The organism is Arthrobacter oryzae (genome assembly GCF_003634095.1).
Classification (GTDB): Bacteria; Actinomycetota; Actinomycetes; order Actinomycetales; family Micrococcaceae; genus Arthrobacter; species Arthrobacter oryzae.
Genome location: NZ_RBIR01000010.1, coordinates 60,041 through 79,241, shown reverse-complemented (window position 1 = coordinate 79,241; position 19,201 = coordinate 60,041). Strand labels below are relative to the sequence as shown.

The window sequence follows — 19,201 nt, the reverse complement described above, 5'->3', positions numbered from 1 at the left end:
CGATGACTGAGAATTACACGGCACTTTACGAGGAGCACAAGAAGCTCGGCGCCTCCTTCACGGACTTCGGCGGCTGGCAGATGCCCCTGAAGTACAGCTCCGAACTCGCCGAGCACCACGCCGTCCGCAAGTCCGCGGGCTTGTTCGACCTCTCCCACATGGGCGAAGTCTGGGTCACCGGCCCCGACGCCGCAGCCTTCCTCGACTACGCGCTGGTCGGCAAGATCTCCGCCATGGCGATCGGCAAGGCCAAGTACTCGCTGATCTGCAATGAGGACGGCGGCATCATCGACGACCTCATCACCTACCGGCGCGGCGAGCAGAAGTTCCTCGTGGTCCCCAACGCGGGCAACGCCAAGGTCGTGGCAGGTGCCTTGGCTGAGCGGGCTGGTTCTGCCCAAGAAGGCGGGTTCAACGTCACCGTCCAGGACGCCTCCGCCGACACGTCGCTGATCGCGGTCCAGGGCCCCAAGGCGGAGGCCATCCTGCTGCGCCTCGTCCCCGCCGCGCAGCACGAACTCGTCACCGGCCTGAAGTACTACGCCGCCGTGGACGTCCCCTTCATGTTCGGCGGCGCCAGCCAGGACCTCCTGCTGGCCCGCACGGGCTACACCGGTGAAGACGGCTTCGAGATCTTCGTCGCGAACGACGACGCCGCCGCCCTCTGGCAGGCGCTCGTCGCCATCGCCGAAGACGGCGAGCTGACCCCCGCCGGGCTCGCATCCCGCGATTCGCTCCGCCTCGAGGCCGGCATGCCGCTCTACGGCAATGAGCTCTCGCTCGAAGGCGATCCGTTCGCCGCCGGCCTGGGCCCCGTCGTCGCGCTGTCCAAGGAAGGCGACTTCATCGGCAAAGCCGCCCTGGCCGCCAAGAAGGAAGCCGGCGCCGGTGCCACGACGGGCCGCAAGCTCGTCGGACTCAAGGGCCTCGGACGCCGGGCCGGCCGCGGCCACTACCCGGTCCTCAAGGACGGCAACGTCGTTGGCGAAGTCACCTCCGGCCAGCCTTCACCCACCCTGGGTTACCCGGTTGCCATGGCCTACGTCGACGTCGCGCTCACCGAGCCCGGCACGGCCCTGGACATCGACCTGCGCGGCAAGGCCGAGCCCTTCGAAGTGGTCGCACTGCCGTTCTACAAGCGCCAAAAATAGCCCGACAAGTACCTCCGCGGACCAGCCGCTTCAGCGGTTCCCGGTTCCGGGGCTGGCTGGCCCCAGTTTTCACGCGTGCTCGCTCGTTCCTCGCTTAGACGCACGCTTTCGAAAACCGCGGCCAGCCAGCCCCTCGGGGGCACGTCACATTGGAGACGTCACGCCACATCCGGACCGACGGGAACCGGCGCCTTCGAACACCAAGGGTGCTGGGGGATGAGCCGCCTACCGCGGCTCGGCTTGTTCCAACGGGTGGCACATCAAGCTCGAGCATTGGGGGGTGAGCTTGATGACACCTTTGAAGCCAAGAAGCAGCCCGGCCCCAGAAGATTCGAACGGCCACGGTTTCTTTCCGGAGAACTGGTGGCCCGTCCGAAACTGTTGGCCAGCGGAACTGAACTAACCGAAAGCGGCGGGTGAGGGGATTCCGGAAGCGTGCGTCTAAGGGAGCGTCGCGTCCGCCCAGCGGGCGCCTTCGCGACCGAGCACGCGGAGGAATTCGGTTTCCGGCCGCGTAACCCGGCCACGGTCAGTACGTAACCCAGCCACAATAGATTTAGCACCAAGACCACACGAGACTTAGGAAAAACACATGGCAAAAGTTGCCCCTGAACTGCAGTACTCCGACGAGCACGAGTGGGTTGCGCGGGAGGCCGGGAACGTCGTGTCCATCGGCATCTCCGCCGTCGCCACGGACGCCCTCGGCGACATCGTCTATGTGGACCTGCCCGAGGTCGGTTCCGCGGTGACCGCGGGGGAGACCTGCGGCGAGGTCGAATCCACCAAGTCCGTCTCGGACCTGTACGCCCCCGTTACGGGCGAGGTCACCGAAACCAACCCCGCCGTCGTCGACGATCCCTCGCTGATCAACAGCGACCCGTACGGTGCCGGCTGGCTCTTCAAGGTCGCCGCCGAATCGGACGGCCCGCTGCTCTCCGCGCAGGACTACGCATCCAAGAACGGCGGCGAGCTGTGAGCGCGGCTGGAACAAGCACAGCGACAGGGTTCGAGCAGGTCGTCTCCGCGAGCCTGGACGCGGACCTGTCCGCGTTGGACCCGGAGATCGCCGCGAAGATCGACGCCGAGCTCACCCGCCAGCGCGACGGCCTGGAAATGATCGCCTCGGAGAACCACACCGCCAAGGCCGTCATGCAGGCTCAGGGCTCTGTGCTGACCAACAAGTACGCCGAGGGCTACCCGGGCAAGCGCTACTACGGCGGTTGCGAGCACGTTGACGTGATCGAACAGCTCGCCATCGACCGGGTCAAGGCCTTGTTCGGCGCCGAGTACGCCAACGTCCAGCCGCACTCCGGCGCGCAGGCCAACGCCTCCGTCATGCACGCCCTAATCCGTCCGGGCGACACCATCATGGGCCTGAACCTGGCCCACGGCGGGCACCTCACCCACGGCATGAAGATCAACTTCTCCGGCCGGCTCTACAACGTCATCCCGTACCAGGTCCGTGAAGAGGACCACCGGATCGACATGGCCGAGGTCGAACGCCTCGCCCAGGAGCACAAGCCCCAGCTGATCGTTTCCGGCTGGTCCGCGTACGCCCGGCAGCTGGACTTCGCCGAGTTCCGCCGCATCGCCGACTCCGTGGGCGCCTACCTCATGGTGGACATGGCCCACTTCGCCGGCCTCGTGGCCGCAGGGCTGCACCCGAGCCCGGTCCCGCACGCCCACGTCACCACCTCCACCACGCACAAGACCCTCGCCGGTCCGCGCGGCGGCATCATCCTCTCCAACGACGCGGACATCGCCAAGAAGATCAACTCGGCCGTGTTCCCGGGACAGCAGGGTGGCCCGCTGGAGCACGTCATCGCCGGCAAGGCCGTCGCCTTCAAGATCGCCGCGTCCCCGGAGTTCAAGGAACGCCAGGAGCGTGTCCTGGCCGGCGCGAGGATCCTCGCCGACCGCCTGGTCCAGCCGGACGTCACCGCCAAGGGGATCAACGTGATCTCCGGCGGCACCGACGTGCACCTGGTCCTCGTGGACCTGCGCAACTGCGAGCTCAACGGGCAGGAAGCCGAGGACCGGCTCGCGGCGATCGACATCACCGTGAACCGCAACGCCGTCCCGTTTGATCCGCGCCCGCCCATGGTCACCTCGGGGTTGCGGATCGGCACCCCGGCCCTGGCCACCCGCGGCTTCGGCGAAGCGGCCTTTGCCGAGGTTGCGGACATCATCGCCGAGGCTTTGATCGCCGACGCCGGTGCGGACCTTTCCGGGCTCCGCTCCCGGGTGGAGGCCCTCGCCGCCGCCCACCCGCTCTACCCCTCGGTTGATAACCTCGCCTAAGCGACGTATCACTGAAAGTAGACACGACGCCGGGCGGGCCGCGGCCAGAAGCCGCCGCCCGGCGTCGTGCATCAGGCAGGACTGCCGCCTACCGGCGGCCGCACCGCCCACCGGCAAGACCCTCTGCCGGGCCACAGCAAGACCTAGTTAGGAACCGACAATGGCTGTTGGAGTCTTCGACCTCTTTTCCATCGGAATAGGGCCATCCAGCTCGCACACCGTGGGCCCCATGCGGGCCGCCGCCGTCTTCGCCGAAGAGCTCAAGGCCTCCGGCGACCTCCAGCAGGTGGCGTCGCTGCGGGTTGACCTCTACGGATCCCTCGCCGCCACAGGCCACGGCCACGGCACCATGACGGCCATCCTGCTCGGACTCGAGGGCTTCCACCCCGAGCTGATCCTCCCCGAGGAAGTGGAGGAACGGCTGGCCACCATCGCCGAGACCGGCACCCTGCAGCTGGCCGGAGCGGTGCCGCTGCCGTACGGCGTGAAGGACATGGTCCTGCGCCCCCTGACCATCCTGCCCCGGCACACCAACGGGATGACCTTCACGGTCTCCGACGCCGAGGGCGAAACCCTGCACAGCGCCACGTTCTTCTCCGTCGGCGGCGGCTTCATTGTCCGCGAAGGCGAGGAGGACGCCGCGCTGAAGGAACTCGACGAGTCGAAGAAGGAACTTCCCCTGCCCTTCCGCACTGCCGCGGAGTTGCTGGGCCGCTGCCAGTCCAAGGGCTTGTCGATCGGCGAAATCATGTTCGTCAACGAGCGCGCCTCCCGCACCGAGGAGGAGATCCGGGAGGGTCTCCTGCACATCTACTCGGTCATGGAAGGCTGCGTGGACGTCAGCCTCAAACGCGAGGGCCTGCTCCCCGGCGGGCTGAAGGTCCGCCGCCGCGCGCCGGACTGGCACGAGCGCCTCATGAAGGAAACCCGCGGCCAGGACCCCGACTACCGGGACCCGAAGTACTGGCAGGAATGGGTCAACCTGATCGCCCTGGCCGTGAACGAGGAAAACGCCTCGGGCGGCCGCGTGGTCACCGCCCCCACCAACGGCGCCGCGGGCATCATCCCCGCCGTCCTCTACTACGCCCTGCACTTCGCCCCCGGCATGGACAAGGCAACCCAGCAGGACCGCGACGACGTCGTGGTGAAATTCCTGCTGACCGCGGCCGCCATTGGCGTGCTCTACAAGGAGCAGGCCTCGATCTCCGGAGCGGAAGTCGGCTGCCAGGGCGAAGTAGGCTCGGCGTCGTCGATGGCCGCCGCCGGCCTGGCAGAAGTCATGGGCGGCACGCCCCAACAAGTCGAGAACGCCGCGGAAATCGCAATGGAGCACAACCTCGGCCTGACCTGCGATCCCATCGGCGGCCTCGTCCAGATCCCCTGCATCGAACGCAACGCGATCGCCGCGGCGAAGGCCATCAACGCCGCCAAGATGGCTTTGTGGGGCGACGGATCGCACCGGGTCTCCCTGGACGAGGTCATTGTGACCATGCGCGAGACCGGCAAGGACATGAGCTCCAAGTACAAGGAAACCGCGATGGGCGGCCTCGCCGTGAACGTGGTGGAGTGCTAGGAAGCTAGCTGGGCCGGGGTGCGCCAGCCTCAATTGTCGCCAGCCTCAATTGTGCAGCGCGGCCCACAAATTCAGCGACGAGGCGAACACGATCCAGGACAGGTAGGGCAGCATCAGCAGCCCGGCCGCCCGGCTGATGGGCCCAAAGAGCACCACGGTGACGGCCACCGCCACGGCCAGGGCCACGATGATTCCGAACGCGATCCACAGCGCCGGCGTCCCGATCACCGGGTACAGGGCAAAGAACGCCGGGGTCCACAGCAGGTTCAGCACCAGCTGGACCCCGTACGCCGTCAGGGCCGTCATGGACCCTGCGGCGCGGCTGCGCCAGACCAGCCATGCCGCGACGGCCATCGCAATGTACAGGACCGTCCAGACCGGACCGAACACCCAGTTCGGCGGGGACCAGGGGGCCTTGTCCGCGGTGGCGTACCAGCCGTTGACGTGGTTGGCGGTGGCCAGGCCGCCGAGCGCGGCAACGAGCGCCGACGCGCCGAGGAACAGAACCAGTGCCATCACCTGCGAGCCGCCGCCGGCACGCCGCGAGCGGCGGCCGGGCGACCCGGGACGGCCTTCCAGCGGTTGCTGCTGCGCCTGCATGAGACCAGCGTAGCCGTCCTGGCCGGACCGGCGGCAGGGTACGGACCGATAGACTTGGGGCTGCATGTCCGCATGCCGCCGAAGCTCGTACCGCAATGATTGGATACCGCACCCTTGCGAGAATTCACTGCCCGCTTTGCCTCTGCCGACGAGGTAGCCAACTGGGATGCGCACGTCACCGCGAACCCCAATGGCGGCAACCTCCTGCAGTCCGAAGCGTTCGCCGAGGTCAAGCAGCACTTTGGCTGGAAGCCCCTGCACCTCGTGTACGAGACCGCGGATTACACCAGCTACAACCTGGTCCTGGAGAAGTCCTTTCCGCTGCTCGGCAAGCTCTGGTACCTGATCAAGGGCCCCGATGTGGCGTCCGTCGAGGACATCCCCGGGATCACCGCCGCGAACGCGGACTTCGTGAAAAGGGCCAGGCTGGGCGTCTTCGCGATCAAGATCGAGCCGGATATCATCCTGTCCGACGACGCCACCCGCGTCCTCGAGTCGGCGGGACTGGTCAAGACCCACAACCTGCAGCCGAACGACTCCACGGCGCTTCTGGACATTGCGCCGGAGGAAAACCAGCTGCTGCGCAACCTCCACTCCCGCGGCCGCAATGCCGTGCGCCGCGCCATCCGCGAGGGCGTCGAGGTCTGCAACGCGGAGCCCTCGGAAGAGAACTTCCAGGCCATGTACGCGCTGATGACCACCACCGTGGAGGCCAAATCCCAGGTCCGCGTCCGCGAGTATGAGTATTACCGCCAGTTCTGGACCAACTTCCTGGCCCGGGACCAGGGAAGGCTGCTCTTCGTGTACGAAAACGGCGTGCCCTCGGTCGGCGCGTTCGTGATCAACTACGGCCGCAAGGGAACGTACAAGGACGGCGGCTCACTGCAGAAGCGCAGCCAGTACGGCGACTCGCACCTCGTGCAGTGGACGGCGATCAACCAGCTCAAGGACCTCGGCTGCACCGAGTACGACTTCTGCGGGACCCCGCCGAGCGACCAGCTCAAGGACACATCGAACCCCTTCCACGGGCTGGGCCTGTTCAAGACCAGCTTCAGCAAGACCGTGACCGACTTCGTCGGCTGCTACGACCAGGTCCTCAGCCCGCTGAAATACAAGGCCTGGATGGCGGCCGGGGAGCGCGTGGCACGCCAGCTCTACACCCGGCGTACGGGCCAGCAGTTTTATTAGACCAGCGGCATGGACAATGAGGAGGCCGGAATGAACAAGCAACCCGACGGCCACCGCAGGCCGCCCACGGATGGTCTACCACGGACCGAACCGATGTCGCCCATGCAGGTGCGCCAGAACGTGGCCGCCAAACGCATGCTCCGGAGGCTGGTGCAGGGTGAAAACCCGCCGACGGCGCCGCTGAGCATCGTGGACCGGCTCGCCGGCAGCCCCTACGCCAATCCGATGATCCAGGTCGGCGGGGTGGACGCCTCAGCCCGCAAGACCATCGACTTCGCCCTGAAACTGGCGGAATCCATGTTCCGGTACGGCGCCGGGGCCCTTGAGGTCGAGACCAGCATCATCGCCATCACCGCCGCGCTGGGGCTCAAGCACATCGAGGTGGACATCACCAACCAGTCGGTGGCCATCAACTACGCCCCGAAGGACCAGACGCCCATTTCCTTGCTGCGCGTCGTACGGTCCTGGACCAACAACTACGCGGGTCTCTCACAAGTCCACCAGCTGGTGACGGACATCGTCGCCGGCGGCGTCGGCCGCGAGGAAGCCGTGCGCCGGCTCGAGGACATCACCCGCAGCGCCAAGCCCTTCCCGCGGTGGATGGTCACCGTGGCCTTCGGCGTGTTCTCCGCCGTCTTCGTCGGCGTCCTCGGCGGAGGACTGGGCGCCTCGCTTGTAGCCTTCGCCTCCAACCTGCTCGTCAGCCTGTTGGCCCGCCAGTTGGGCCGCTGGCGAACCCCGGACTTCTTCATCACCGCAGCCTGTTCCTTCCTGGTGACCATCATCGCCCTGCTGCTGTGGCGGTTCGGCAGCCCGGTAGGGGTGCAGATAGCGCCCGCGATCGTGGTGGTGGGCGGGATCCTGCTGCTCTTGCCGACCGGACGGCTCGTGTCCTCTGTACAGGATGCGATCAACGGCTTCCCTGTCACGGCGGCCGGCCGGTTCCTGTCCACCATGCTGACCTTCGGGGCCCTCGTGGCCGGCATCGCCGTCGGTTTCGTCGTGGGGGACATGACCGGCATGGAACCCATCAACGTCACTGAAACATTCCCACCCAGGTATGACTTATGGGTGATCGTTCTCCTGATCGCCATTGCGGTGCTGATGATCGGCATCACCGAACAGACCAGCCTGAAACTACTGCTCCCGACGGCGGCCGTCGGGGTGGTTGGCTATCTGGTTCTGATCGGCGGCGACGCGCTGGGCATCGGATCGCGCTTCGCGCCGGCCCTCGCCGCCGTGGTGATCGGCCTCCTGGCCCGGGTGGTGGCGCTCCGGATGGGCGCTCCACAGCTGGTGGTGGCCGTCCCGGCGGCCTTGATCCTGCTTCCAGGCCTTACCATATTCCGGTCCATGTATGTATTGACCATCGAGGAATCGCAGATTCTCACGGGTGCCGGTGGAATGCTCAACGCCGGGGCCATCGTGCTGGGCGTCGCCGCCGGGATCGTGCTCGGTGACACGCTGGCGCGGCCCCTGACGCGAAGCCTTGCCAGCAACGAGCGGCGCCGGGCCCGCCGCCGGTAGGTCCTCCGGTCGTTGCTCCGGTAGTTCCCCCAAAGGGGCCCGTCCGGCTGCCCGGAGGCGCCGGGTTTCCCCACTTTTGCGGGGACCCGGCGGCGTGTCAGCGCGCCGCGCCGGCGTCTCCCGGCGTCGTGGGGCCAAAGGTGGGGAAACTCGGCGGCGGCCCTAGATCCTGCGGCGTCAGGTCTTGCCGTATTAGATCCTGCGGCACTAGACCTTGCCGTATTAGATCTTGCCGATGGGGAGCTTCTTCTCCGCCTGGAACGCGTCCTCCACGCGGCCCTTGGCCCAATAGCCGGAGAGCGAAACCTGGGCCCGCTCCAGCGCCCGCTGCCCGAAGAAGACCTCGCGGAGGCCCTTCATGTAACCCCGCTCGCCGTGGGCAAAGACCTGTACACGGCCCTCGGGCCACTCGGCGTCGCGAACGGCCGCGACGAGCAGTTCGGCTTCGCCGGCGGGGACGCCGCGGCGCAGCACCCAGCGCAGCTCGATGCCGGCGGGGCCGGCGAGCGGCTGGATGTCGGCGTCGCTGTCCACCTCGAGAATGGCCAGGCCGCGGGCATCCTGTGGCAGGGATTCGATCGCTGCGCCAATGGCCGGCAGCGCTGATTCATCACCGGCGAACAGGTACCAGTCCGCCGCCGGGTCCGGGTTGTAGCCGCCGCCCGGGCCCGTGAACGTCAGGCGGTCGCCCGGTTGGGCGGCGGCCGCCCAAGGGCCGGCGAGGCCCTCGTCGCCGTGGATGACGAAGTCGATGGCGAGCTCCCGGGCCGCCACATCCACCCAGCGGACCGTGTAGGTCCGGGTGAACGGCCACTGGCTGCGCGGCATGGATTCCCGGATGGCCCACAGGTCCAACGGGTCCGGGTATTCGATCCCGGGCTGCGGGAAAACGATCTTGACGTACCGGTCCACGTAGTCGTTGTTGACGTATCCGTCGAAGCCCGGACCGCCTGCGATGATCCGCACCATGTGCGGGGAAAGCTGTTCCCGGCGCAGGACCGTCAGGTCGGTCTGGGGCCGGGAGTTTCTGTTGGCGGTGGTGGCGGCGGGGGCGGAAGTCATGCTGCTAAGCCTAACGAAGAACCCCGCCCGGGAACCGTGCCCGGGGACTGTTACGGCAGCGGGGGCAGTTCCCAGTCGATTGTCCCGTCGCCCTGCTCCTGCAGCAGGGCGTTGGTGCGGCTGAAGGGCCGGGACCCGAAGAAGCCGCGTGAGGCCGAGAGCGGGCTGGGGTGCGCGCTGGCAATCACGGCGGCCGGCCCGAGCAGGGGACGCACGGACTCGGCATCCTTCCCCCACAGGATCACCACGAGGGGAACCGGTCCGGAGCCGTCCGCGGACGCACGGTTCGCCACTGCCCGGATTGCCGCCGTCGTGACGGCCTCCCATCCCTTGTTCCGGTGCGACCCCGCCGCGCCGGCCCGGACACTGAGGACCCTGTTGAGCAGCAGGACGCCCTGGTCCGCCCAGCGGCTAAGGTCCCCGTGGACGCGCGGCGGGAAGCCGAGATCGGCCTGAAGTTCCTTGTAGATGTTTGCGAGGCTGCGGGGGATCGGCCGGGTGGCGCCGTCCACGGCGAAGGACAGCCCCACGGCGTGCCCCGGCGTCGGATAGGGATCCTGGCCCACTATGAGGACCCGGACGGCGGCCAGCGGCTGCCGGAACGCCCGCAGCACGTTCGACGGCGACGGCAGCACCTCATGGCCGGCCGACACCTCACTGGCGAGGAAGGCCAGGGCTCCGCGCAGCTCCGGCTCCACCGGGGCCAGCGCCTGCGCCCAGTCCGAAGCGACCAGCTCACCGAGCGGCCGTCGCGCCAGGTCCACAAAGCTGGTGCTGTCAGCGGCTGAGGGCCCCAGCTCGAACAGGGCATCGGAATCAAACACAGGCCCCATTCTTCCGCAGTTTCTCTCGCACCCGGGGTCCGCTCCGGCACCCGGCCGAATGACAACTCTGTCATTCGGCCGTAGCATGGGACTGAATTTTGACCGGATCCAGCCAGTCTTTTCGGAAATCAACCAGGAGTGTGTCGTGGCCGAAACAGCGCAAGAACACGCGCTCGCGGGGGATGCCGCCGGATTTTCCCCAGACAGCGTGGGCATGGGCGGGACATCCGCAGATTCGCCGCTGAACGCCCGCGACCAGCAGATACTGGCGCTCGAGCGGCAGTGGTGGAAGTACGCAGGGGCCAAGGAACAGGCCATCCGCGAGCTGTTCGATCTTTCCGCCACGCACTATTACCAGATCCTCAACGCCCTCATCGATACCGAGGACGCCCTGGCCCACGATCCAATGCTCGTCAAGAGATTGCGTAGACTACGTACATCACGCCAACGTGCCCGCACCGCCCGCCGACTGGGAACAGATTCGTAGAGTCGCGTCACTCGCAGCCGGATCCGCAAATCCAGTTGCGTCCCCTTCCGGCCTCGGGCACCCGTATGACATCAGCAAGGACGTCGTTTAACCATGACCAAATACGCTCGGGATGAATTTGATCGGGTCCCGGAGACCTCAGCCCGGCAGGGTGTGCACCGGACAGTAGCGGAATCGCGCCGCCGGAGCCTGGCGCCCATCCTGGCGGCGGGCTGCGTAGCCCTGGCCATCGGACTCGTGGCATTCCTGATCCTGCCAAAGCTCGGCTTCTCGGCAGGCCAGGCCGCGGCCGTAACGGCCGGGAGCAGCACGCACGCCGCAGGCACGGCGAGCCCCAGCCCCGCCGCTCCGAGCCCCGCGCAGAAAACTCCCACGGCGGCCGGCACCGCACCGGCGGCATCGCCGTCGGCGACGCCGAGTGCCACCGCCGCCGCTGTGGACAAGACGCAGCCGGTGACCGTCTACAACGGGACCACCACCTCCGGCCTCGCCACCAGGGTCGGCGGCACCGTCAGCTCGGCAGGCTGGATCCTGGGCGGGACGGGCAACTGGAGCGGCGCCCCGCAGCAATCGTCGGTGATTTTCTACCGCGGCGCGGACCAGAAAGGCAACGCGGCGGCGCTCGGAGAGCTCCTCGGCATCAGCACCCTCGTTGAGTCCGCCGAGTTCAACATGCCCCTCGTCGTCGTGATCGGACCCGGCTTCCAGTAACCCGATCCGGTTACGCCTCAATAACTATTCACCGGCGGCCCTGCCCGCCGGCGGCGTTCCTGAGGGACGCTGTGGGTACAGTATCTGCGAAATTCTCTTCGCATTCGCGGCACACATTGAGGTGGGCCGCACGCAAGCTAGCTGAAAGTGTGGACGCCATGGCTCAGGGAACCGTCAAATGGTTCAACGCCGAAAAGGGCTACGGGTTCATCACCGTAGACGGTTCCGAAGACGATGTCTTCGTGCACTGGTCCGCGATCGTCGGGGAAGGCTACCGCGCCCTGGACGAGGGCCAGCGGGTGGAACTTGAAATCGGCGAGGGCGAAAAGGGCCCGCAGGCCGAAAACGTCCGGCCCGCCTAGTGGCGCCCCTTTCGATCATGAACGTTGCGGGGACCATGTCCCTCCGCCCGTCGGGATCGTTCCGGCTTGGCCGCGCCGTCGGCGTGGCAGCAGCAACGGCCCTGGCACTGACCGGCTGCCTCGGACCCGCGGGGAGCGCCCGCGTGGCCAGCGCTGACGCCAGCGGTGACGGCACCCTGCGCATCGGCCTGATCCTGGACAACACGGGGGCCCAGAGTTTCCTCAACGCCCCCCAGCTCGCGGCCGCAAAGCTGGCCGTCAAAGAGATCAACGCCGCCGGCGGCCACAAAGGCAAGCCCGTGGAGCTGCTGCCGGAAACCATCAGCACGGACACCGCGGCCCAGGCCAAGGCGCTGGTGGCCGCCAAGGCCGACGTCGTGATTGGTCCGACCGATTCCAGCCGCGCCCCCGCCGCCATCGATGTGCTGGCCAACGCCAAGATTGCCGTCATCTCGCCGGCCAACACTGCCGGCGCGCTCAGCGACTATAAGAGCGGCGGCTACTATTTCCGTACCTCACCGGCAGACACCGCCCAGGCGTCAGTCCTCGCCAAGCTGGCCAAGGACGGCGGCGCCAAAACCCTGGCGGTGCTGCACGAGAAGGACGACTACGGCAAGAATGTCGCCGCCGCTGTCGCGGCCGCGGCCAAACAGGCCGGGATGGAAGCCGTGGCGGACGAGGGGTTCACCTCCGGGCAGGCGCAGCAGGCGGTCGGCGCCGTGAAGGCCGCGAACCCCGATGCCGTGGTCCTGATCTCACGCGAAGGTGCCCAGGGCGCCATCGCCGAGCTGAACAACGCCGGCCTTGCCGGCAAGAAACTCGTCCTCAGCGACGGGGCGGTCAGCAAGTACGGCTCCGGACTGGGCGCGCGGGCGCTCGACGGCGCGCGCGGAATCCTGCCCGGCGTGTTCCCCTCCGCCGCATTCCAGACGAACCTCGTAGCCGTTGATCCCGGCCTGAAGGACATGGTGTTCGCCGCGGAGACCTACGACGCCGTTAACCTGGCCGCCGTCGCCGCCGCAGCGGCGGAGGACGACGCCGGGACCTCCATCGCGGCGTCGCTCGTGGACGTCTCCGGCGGAACCGCCGCCGGAGGCGGTCAGCCAGCCGCCCAGACCGCCAGCCAGGGCCCCCGGCAGACCTGCACGACCTACAAGGGCTGCGTCGATGCCCTCCACGCCGGGCGGCGCCCGGACTATGACGGACAGTCCGGCCGGATCAACTTCGATTCCCGCGGCGACATCACGCAGGCGAACTACATCGTCTACACCTATGGCGGGGACAATCAGTACACGATGACCGGCACAGAAGTAGCCAGCAGCAACGGCGGCTGATCGCTCGTAGCGTATTGGGCCCGCGTGGCGGGCGGTTCGGGCAGGCCACTGCTTGCACTCTCCCCGGGGGAGTGCTAATTATTGAGTTAGCACTCCAGCGCACTGACTGCTAACACGACGCCCGGTCCGCCCGGCCGCGAAGTGAGGCGGCCGGTCCAGGAGCTAAAGAAACACCTTGCTGGGGTGAGATCCCGGACCCAGCGGCATACAGAGGCCGCCGGGTAGGGGTCGTCCGTCGCGGGCACCGCAGCGAAGGTTCATTCTTAACGACTGTCCCGAAAGGACTACTGCCGTTATGGCCAAGATCATTGCATTTGATGAAGAGGCACGCCGCGGTCTTGAGCGGGGCCTGAACATCCTCGCCGACGCCGTCAAGGTCACCCTCGGCCCGCGGGGACGCAACGTCGTCCTCGAAAAGAAGTGGGGCGCCCCCACGATCACCAACGATGGTGTTTCCATCGCCAAGGAGATCGAGCTGGACGATCCTTACGAGAAGATCGGCGCCGAGCTGGTCAAGGAAGTTGCCAAGAAGACGGATGACGTCGCTGGCGACGGCACCACCACGGCCACCGTGCTGGCCCAGGCCCTGGTCAAGGAAGGCCTGCGCAACGTCGCGGCCGGCGCTGACCCGCTGTCCCTCAAGCGTGGCATCGAGAAGGCTGTTGAAGCCGTCACCCGCGAGCTCCTGGCCTCCGCCAAGGAAATCGAGACCAAGGAAGAGATCGCCGCCACCGCGTCCATCTCTGCTGGCGACAACGAGATCGGCGCCCTGATCGCCGAAGCTCTCGACAAGGTCGGCAAGGAAGGCGTCATCACGGTCGAGGAGTCGAACACGTTCGGCCTCGAGCTGGAGCTCACCGAAGGCATGCGCTTCGACAAGGGCTACATCTCCGCTTACTTCGTCACCGACGCCGAGCGCCAGGAAACGGTCCTTGAGGATCCCTACATCCTGATCGTTAACTCCAAGATCTCCAACGTCAAGGAACTGGTTGCAGTCCTCGAAAAGGTCATGCAGTCCAACAAGCCGCTGCTGATCATTGCCGAAGACATCGAGGGCGAGGCCCTGGCCACCCTGATCGTCAACAAGATCCGCGGCACCTTCAAGTCCGTTGCCGTCAAGGCTCCGGGCTTCGGCGACCGCCGCAAGGCGCAGCTGGCCGACATCGCCATCCTCACCGGTGGCCAGGTCATCTCCGAGGAAGTCGGCCTCAAGCTTGAGACCGCCGGACTCGAACTCCTCGGCAAGGCCCGCAAGGTTGTTGTCACCAAGGATGAGACCACGATCGTTGAGGGTGCAGGCGACGCCGACCAGATCGCCGGCCGCGTGTCCCAGATCCGCGCCGAGATCGAAAACTCGGATTCCGACTACGACCGCGAGAAGCTGCAGGAGCGCCTGGCCAAGCTGGCCGGTGGCGTTGCAGTCATCAAGGCCGGAGCCGCAACCGAGGTTGAGCTCAAGGAGCGCAAGCACCGCATTGAGGACGCCGTCCGCAACGCAAAGGCTGCTGTTGAAGAGGGCATCGTCGCCGGCGGTGGCGTTGCCCTGATCCAGGCCGGTGCCAAGGCATTCGCGAACCTGCAGCTCTCCGGTGACGAAGCGACCGGTGCGAACATCGTCCGCGTCGCCATCGACGCCCCGCTGAAGCAGATCGCCTTCAACGCCGGCCTCGAGCCCGGCGTCGTGGTGGACAAGGTTCGCGGCCTGCCCGCAGGCCACGGCCTCAACGCCGCCACCGGCGAGTACGTGGACCTGCTGGCTGCCGGGATCAACGACCCGGTCAAGGTAACCCGCTCTGCCCTGCAGAACGCGGCTTCCATCGCCGGCCTGTTCCTCACCACCGAGGCCGTTGTGGCCGACAAGCCCGAGAAGGCCGGTGCCCCGATGGGCGGCGGCGACGACATGGGCGGCATGGGCGGCATGGGCGGTTTCTAACCACCCGGCTTCCAGCCATCTGAACGAATCGTTCAACGACGGCGGTCCCACCTTCGGGTGGGGCCGCCGTCGGCCGTTAAGCCCGTTTCCCGCCCTCAACCCAGACGCTTCTTGGGCTGTTGCCAGCGTTCGCGGGAACGCCCTCCCGCCCTGACGCGGTGGGGGAAGGCCGGCGGTTGAGGACGGCGGTTTGGGACGGCGGTTTGGGGCCGGAAGCGGGGCCGGGTCGGCGGGTGTCAGCAGGGTCTGGCAGGATAGGTCAGTGACGATTACAGCAGCGGCCGACGGTTCGGCTTTAGGAAATCCCGGCCCTGCCGGCTGGGCCTGGTACGTGAATGACGACTGCTGGCGGGCTGGCGGGTGGCCCCACGGCACCAACAACCAGGGCGAACTGATGGCGGTGCTGGACCTGTTCCGGGCCACCGCGCATATGCCCGCCGAAGACCTGCTGATCCTCTGCGACAGCCAGTACGTCATCAACGCCGTGACCAAGTGGATGCCGGGCTGGAAGCGCAAAGGCTGGCGCAAGGCAGACGGCAAGCCCGTCCTGAACGTTGACCTGCTCAAAGATATTGACCGGGAACTCGTAGGCCGAAAGTACACCTTTGAATGGGTGCGGGGCCATGCAGGGCACGAGCTCAACGAAGCCGCCGACGACCGCGCCAGGGCGGCAGCCACGGCATACCAGCAAGGCGTAGCCGTCCGGCAGGGCCCCGGGTTCGGGACCCCGGAGGGAGCCACTGAGGCAGCCCCGGAGGGCGCGCCTGCGCAGGCCGGCCCGACCGACTCAACGGCGCCCCGCACGGCCGCGCGTCAGGCCGCCCGCCCTGCAACGGACTCCGCGCCGCCGCAAGCCCCGCGAACAACCCCGCCGCAGGCGGCTCCGTCGTTCGCCGGCCAGCAGGAACTCTTTGGCGCGCCGGGCCCCGTGGGCGAAGCTGGCCCGTTCGGAAGGCCCGGTGTCTTCGACGAACCGGACCTCTTCAGCGAACTCGACGAAGAACAGGCCGGGGCCGGGGCCCCGGCGGACATCAGCCCCGAGAGCGTCGTCGAGTCCCTTGAGCGTGAACTGCTCCGCCCGGAAACCCGGGCGGACCTGGGGCGCACCGGCGTCCTGCTTCACCCGGATTTCACCGAAATCGGCAGTTCCGGCCGGATCTGGACCCGTGACGCCATGCTGATGGCCCTGGAAGACAATCCGGGCGGACCCACGGAGCTGGAGCTGTTGGGCGCGGACCGGCTGGGCGAGCAGACCATACTCCTGACCTACCGCACCCGGAACCGCGCGGGATCAGCCCTGCGCAGCTCCCTGTGGGTCCTGGAAGGCGCGCAATGGCGTCTGCGTTTCCACCAGGGCACGCCCGAGGCCTGAAGCCCGGTGCCGCTCACATAAAGCGCTGGGCGTTGCCCAGCTCTGCCTGGGCGTAGGTGGCAGCCGCGGAATTCAGCGCCAGATTGATCGACGCCAGCGACGCCTCGACCCTGCCCTGGGTCAGCGTCCACTCGGCGACGAGGCTCTGGAAGTTTGTCGCCGCGGAGCCGCGCCAGCTGCCCTGTAGCTCGTCCAGCCCGCGCTTCATGGCGTGGACGTCCGCACTGATGCGCTCCACCGTGGCCTGGACGTTGGCGGATTTCAGCTGGAGGAGTTCCGTGTCGACGGAGATGATGCTCATGGCAGTGCCCTCTCGAATGTTCGGGAGGCAGCAGGGGCCCGCAGCGGAACCTATGCCGCGGACGGCGCCGGGAAAATCGGAGCGTGCGCGTCTGAAGCCGCGGCCTGCGGGGAGCGTCTGCCTCATCCGGAGTTGCCGGACACCTCGAGCGTAGGGGGACGGCGGGCGGTGCGGACACCGCCGTCGGCTCCTATGTGGACATCTTTTCCGCGGACAATTCCATGGCATCTTCGTCCAGGTACGGGATGCTGACCACCAGGGTGGCCCCGCCGCCGTCGGTCTTCCCGACCCGCACGGACCCGGAATGCGCGCCGACAATGGCGGCCACGATCGCCAGGCCAAGACCGCTGCCGCCGGTTTCCCTCGTCCTGGAGGTGTCCGCCCGGTAGAAGCGCTCGAAGATCCGGGCCGCTTCGTCGTCCGGTACACCGGGCCCGTGGTCCCGGACCTCGATCACGGACTGCCGTGCGCCGTCCGGAGCCGTCCGGACGCCGACGCCGATTTCGATGGGGGTTCCCTCCGGCGTGTAGCGCAGGGCATTGCCGACCAGGTTGCTGACCACTTGGCGCAGCTTGGCTTCATCGCCCAGCACCGGAGCGGCGGCGGGGGCCGCGTCGTCCAGGCCGGTGAGGGTGATGGTGCGGCTGCGGTCGGTCGCCTGGGTGTCCACCACCGCGTCGTTGGCCAGCAGCAGGAGGTCCGCCGGCTTCTGCTGCAACGGGCGTTGCTCATCGATCCTCGCGAGCAGCAGCAGATCCTCCACCATGGCGCCCATGCGCTTGGCCTCGCTCTCGATCCGTCCCATCGCGGTGGCCACGTCCTCCGGGGTGGACAGCGCACCGTGCCGGTAGAGCTCGGAGAACCCCCGAATGGTCACCAGCGGGGTGCGCAGTTCGTGGGAGGCGTCGGCGGCGAAGCGCCGCATCCGTTCCTCGGACGCCATCCGGGCGGCGAACGCCGTCTCGATGTGCGCCAGCATGGCGTTGAGCGAGCTCCCGAGCCGGCCCACCTCGGTGCCCGGGTTCTCCACCTCCACGCGCCGGGACAAATCCCCCGCAGCGATCGCGGCGGCCGTCTTTTCCACCCGGGCCAGCGGCCGGAAGGACCGCGAGACGGTCCACGTGGCGATGAAGAACGCCAGCACGAGGGTGAGCAGTCCGACTCCCACCACTACCAGGGCGGCGTGTTCCATGACGGAGTCGACGGGGTCCAGGGGAAGGCCGATCACGACGACGGCGCTGTGCTGGTTGTTGTCCACGACGTTGACCGCCACGACCCTCCAGTTGCCGCCTTCGGAACCGCGCACCTGGAAGGGGACCTGCTGGCGCTCGCGGGCCTCAACCGCGGAAATGGTATTGATGGCCGGGTGGGAGTCCTTGTCACCGCCGAAGACCCAGGGTTTCGCGCCCGGGCTGAAGAGCATCAGGGAGTAGTCGGTGGGAACGTTGGATGTGGTTTCCTGCAGCTGGGTGAAGGACTGCTGCTGGCGTGCGGAATCGACGGCGGCCCGGAGTTTGTCGTCCACCTGGCCCTGCAGGAAGCTGTGCAGCAGGGTCAGCGTGCCAGCACCCGTGGCGGTGAGGGCGACCAGCATGAGGGCCATCATGATGGCCACGAGCTGCGACCGCAGTGAGGCCGACTTCCAGCGGAGCAGCAAGGTCAGCGCTTCTCCGCTGTCCGCAGAACGTAGCCGACGCCGCGCTTGGTCTGGATCAGCGCCGGGGCGTCGGGATCGATATCCACCTTGCGGCGCAGGTAGGAGATGTAGGACTCCACGATCGAGGCGTCACCGTTGAAGTCGTACTCCCACACGTGGTCCAGGATCTGGGCCTTGGACAGGACCCGGTTCGGGTTGAGCATCAGGTAGCGCAGGAGCTTGAACTCCGTGGGGGACAGCTCGATCACGGTGCCGCCGCGGCGGACCTCGTGCGCGTCGTCGTCGAGCTGCAGGTCATCGACCCGGATCACGGCGTCGTCGTCGATCTGGGGCTGCGTGCGCCGGAGGACCGCCCGGATGCGGGCCACCACCTCGTCGAGGCTGAAAGGCTTGGTGACGTAGTCGTCGCCGCCCACGGTCAGGCCGGTGACTTTGTCCTCGGTGTCATCCTTGGCCGTCAGGAACAGGACCGGGAAGTGTTTGCCGGCGGCGCGGAGGCGGCGCGTGACGGTGAACCCGTCCATGTCCGGGAGCATGACGTCCAGGACGGCCAGGTCCGGGGCGTGCAGCTCGGCGGCGGCCAGGGCCTCGCGTCCGGTGCCGGCTGAGACAACTTCAAAGCCTGCGAAGCGCAGGGATGTCGACAGCAGCTCGCGGATGTTCGGTTCATCATCGACGACGAGCAGCTTGGCTTCTGGACCGTTGTTCTTCATGCTCCCATGATGCTCCCAGACTCTGAGAGTTTTCTGAGTGAAAGTTGGGTGTTGGGTGGGCGGCGCCGGAGGGCTCGTGCCGGCTGAGGGCGGTGTCGGCTGGAG

General features: G+C 67.4%; 18 protein-coding genes. 12 read left to right on the top strand and 6 right to left on the bottom strand.

Annotated features, from left to right (window positions below; genetic code table 11):
* The first annotated feature begins 2 nt into the window (after nt 1–2).
* From gcvT to C8D78_RS17450, 4 genes are all read left to right on the top strand, one after another.
* Nucleotides 3–1,151 (top strand): glycine cleavage system aminomethyltransferase GcvT, encoded by a 1,149-nt coding sequence (gene gcvT / locus C8D78_RS17465; protein WP_120955136.1) that lies wholly within the window; start codon nt 3–5, stop codon nt 1,149–1,151.
* Between the two features lie 592 nt (nt 1,152–1,743).
* Nucleotides 1,744–2,127, top strand: coding sequence for a glycine cleavage system protein GcvH (gcvH, locus tag C8D78_RS17460; protein WP_120955135.1), 384 nt, complete (start codon nt 1,744–1,746; stop codon nt 2,125–2,127).
* Nucleotides 2,124–3,452: a serine hydroxymethyltransferase gene (gene glyA / locus C8D78_RS17455; RefSeq protein ID WP_120955134.1), complete on the top strand. Its 1,329-nt coding sequence runs from the start codon at nt 2,124–2,126 to the stop codon at nt 3,450–3,452. The genes gcvH and glyA overlap by 4 nt, the downstream gene beginning before the upstream one ends.
* A gap of 160 nt (nt 3,453–3,612) precedes the next feature.
* Entirely contained in the window at nt 3,613–5,025 is a 1,413-nt protein-coding gene (locus C8D78_RS17450) for an L-serine ammonia-lyase (protein WP_120955133.1), read from the top strand.
* Between the two features lie 45 nt (nt 5,026–5,070).
* Here C8D78_RS17450 and C8D78_RS17445 read toward each other — a convergent pair whose 3' ends face one another.
* Nucleotides 5,071–5,625 carry a TspO/MBR family protein gene (locus C8D78_RS17445; protein WP_120955132.1) on the bottom strand — a complete coding sequence of 185 codons (555 nt, stop codon included), beginning with the start codon at nt 5,623–5,625 and terminating at the stop codon, nt 5,071–5,073.
* A 114-nt stretch (nt 5,626–5,739) separates the two neighbouring features.
* Between C8D78_RS17445 and C8D78_RS17440 the strand changes: the two genes are divergently transcribed.
* Nucleotides 5,740–6,813 carry a lipid II:glycine glycyltransferase FemX gene (locus C8D78_RS17440; RefSeq protein WP_120955131.1) on the top strand — a complete coding sequence of 358 codons (1,074 nt, stop codon included), beginning with the start codon at nt 5,740–5,742 and terminating at the stop codon, nt 6,811–6,813.
* 30 nt (nt 6,814–6,843) lie between these two features.
* Nucleotides 6,844–8,340: a threonine/serine exporter family protein gene (locus C8D78_RS17435; protein ID WP_120955130.1), complete on the top strand. Its 1,497-nt coding sequence runs from the start codon at nt 6,844–6,846 to the stop codon at nt 8,338–8,340.
* A gap of 222 nt (nt 8,341–8,562) precedes the next feature.
* On the opposite strand, the gene C8D78_RS17430 is transcribed toward C8D78_RS17435, so the two are convergent.
* Nucleotides 8,563–9,402 carry a siderophore-interacting protein gene (locus C8D78_RS17430; protein ID WP_120955129.1) on the bottom strand — a complete coding sequence of 280 codons (840 nt, stop codon included), beginning with the start codon at nt 9,400–9,402 and terminating at the stop codon, nt 8,563–8,565.
* A 50-nt stretch (nt 9,403–9,452) separates the two neighbouring features.
* Nucleotides 9,453–10,235: a uracil-DNA glycosylase gene (locus C8D78_RS17425; RefSeq protein ID WP_120955128.1), complete on the bottom strand. Its 783-nt coding sequence runs from the start codon at nt 10,233–10,235 to the stop codon at nt 9,453–9,455.
* 136 nt (nt 10,236–10,371) lie between these two features.
* Between C8D78_RS17425 and C8D78_RS17420 the strand changes: the two genes are divergently transcribed.
* The 6 genes from C8D78_RS17420 (at nt 10,372) to C8D78_RS17395 (ending at nt 16,425) form a co-directional block, all read left to right on the top strand.
* Nucleotides 10,372–10,713: a DUF3263 domain-containing protein gene (locus C8D78_RS17420; protein WP_120955195.1), complete on the top strand. Its 342-nt coding sequence runs from the start codon at nt 10,372–10,374 to the stop codon at nt 10,711–10,713.
* Nucleotides 10,714–10,806: 93 nt separating this feature from the next.
* On the top strand, nt 10,807–11,424 hold the full coding sequence (locus tag C8D78_RS17415; protein ID WP_120955127.1) for a LytR C-terminal domain-containing protein: 618 nt from the start codon (nt 10,807–10,809) through the stop codon (nt 11,422–11,424).
* Between the two features lie 158 nt (nt 11,425–11,582).
* Nucleotides 11,583–11,786, top strand: coding sequence for a cold-shock protein (locus C8D78_RS17410; protein WP_147429635.1), 204 nt, complete (start codon nt 11,583–11,585; stop codon nt 11,784–11,786).
* Between the two features lie 17 nt (nt 11,787–11,803).
* On the top strand, nt 11,804–13,120 hold the full coding sequence (locus C8D78_RS17405; RefSeq protein ID WP_244208463.1) for an ABC transporter substrate-binding protein: 1,317 nt from the start codon (nt 11,804–11,806) through the stop codon (nt 13,118–13,120).
* A 295-nt stretch (nt 13,121–13,415) separates the two neighbouring features.
* Nucleotides 13,416–15,053 (top strand): chaperonin GroEL, encoded by a 1,638-nt coding sequence (groL, locus tag C8D78_RS17400; RefSeq protein WP_120955124.1) that lies wholly within the window; start codon nt 13,416–13,418, stop codon nt 15,051–15,053.
* Between the two features lie 262 nt (nt 15,054–15,315).
* Nucleotides 15,316–16,425, top strand: coding sequence for a ribonuclease HI family protein (locus tag C8D78_RS17395; RefSeq protein ID WP_120955123.1), 1,110 nt, complete (start codon nt 15,316–15,318; stop codon nt 16,423–16,425).
* Nucleotides 16,426–16,438: 13 nt separating this feature from the next.
* On the opposite strand, the gene C8D78_RS17390 is transcribed toward C8D78_RS17395, so the two are convergent.
* From C8D78_RS17390 to C8D78_RS17380, 3 genes are all read right to left on the bottom strand, one after another.
* Entirely contained in the window at nt 16,439–16,726 is a 288-nt protein-coding gene (locus C8D78_RS17390; protein WP_120955122.1) for a WXG100 family type VII secretion target, read from the bottom strand.
* A gap of 190 nt (nt 16,727–16,916) precedes the next feature.
* A complete protein-coding gene (locus C8D78_RS17385) occupies nt 16,917–18,383 on the bottom strand; it encodes a sensor histidine kinase (protein WP_120955121.1) in 1,467 nt (488 codons plus the stop codon).
* Between the two features lie 2 nt (nt 18,384–18,385).
* On the bottom strand, nt 18,386–19,096 hold the full coding sequence (locus C8D78_RS17380) for a response regulator transcription factor (RefSeq protein WP_120955120.1): 711 nt from the start codon (nt 19,094–19,096) through the stop codon (nt 18,386–18,388).
* Between the last annotated feature and the right edge of the window lie 105 nt (nt 19,097–19,201).

What these genes read in the sequence shown, in the direction of transcription:
- C8D78_RS17430 (WP_120955129.1), bottom strand. Translation starts at nt 9,402, where the DNA reads ATGACTTCCGCCCCCGCCGCCACCACCGCCAACAGAAACTCCCGGCCC.
- groL (WP_120955124.1), top strand. Translation starts at nt 13,416, where the DNA reads ATGGCCAAGATCATTGCATTTGATGAAGAGGCACGCCGCGGTCTTGAG.
- gcvH (WP_120955135.1), top strand. Translation starts at nt 1,744, where the DNA reads ATGGCAAAAGTTGCCCCTGAACTGCAGTACTCCGACGAGCACGAGTGG.
- C8D78_RS17380 (WP_120955120.1), bottom strand. Translation starts at nt 19,096, where the DNA reads ATGAAGAACAACGGTCCAGAAGCCAAGCTGCTCGTCGTCGATGATGAA.
- C8D78_RS17405 (WP_244208463.1), top strand. Translation starts at nt 11,804, where the DNA reads ATGAACGTTGCGGGGACCATGTCCCTCCGCCCGTCGGGATCGTTCCGG.
- C8D78_RS17410 (WP_147429635.1), top strand. Translation starts at nt 11,583, where the DNA reads ATGGCTCAGGGAACCGTCAAATGGTTCAACGCCGAAAAGGGCTACGGG.
- C8D78_RS17450 (WP_120955133.1), top strand. Translation starts at nt 3,613, where the DNA reads ATGGCTGTTGGAGTCTTCGACCTCTTTTCCATCGGAATAGGGCCATCC.
- C8D78_RS17415 (WP_120955127.1), top strand. Translation starts at nt 10,807, where the DNA reads ATGACCAAATACGCTCGGGATGAATTTGATCGGGTCCCGGAGACCTCA.
- C8D78_RS17445 (WP_120955132.1), bottom strand. Translation starts at nt 5,625, where the DNA reads ATGCAGGCGCAGCAGCAACCGCTGGAAGGCCGTCCCGGGTCGCCCGGC.
- C8D78_RS17390 (WP_120955122.1), bottom strand. Translation starts at nt 16,726, where the DNA reads ATGAGCATCATCTCCGTCGACACGGAACTCCTCCAGCTGAAATCCGCC.
- C8D78_RS17425 (WP_120955128.1), bottom strand. Translation starts at nt 10,235, where the DNA reads ATGGGGCCTGTGTTTGATTCCGATGCCCTGTTCGAGCTGGGGCCCTCA.
- C8D78_RS17435 (WP_120955130.1), top strand. Translation starts at nt 6,844, where the DNA reads ATGAACAAGCAACCCGACGGCCACCGCAGGCCGCCCACGGATGGTCTA.
- gcvT (WP_120955136.1), top strand. Translation starts at nt 3, where the DNA reads ATGACTGAGAATTACACGGCACTTTACGAGGAGCACAAGAAGCTCGGC.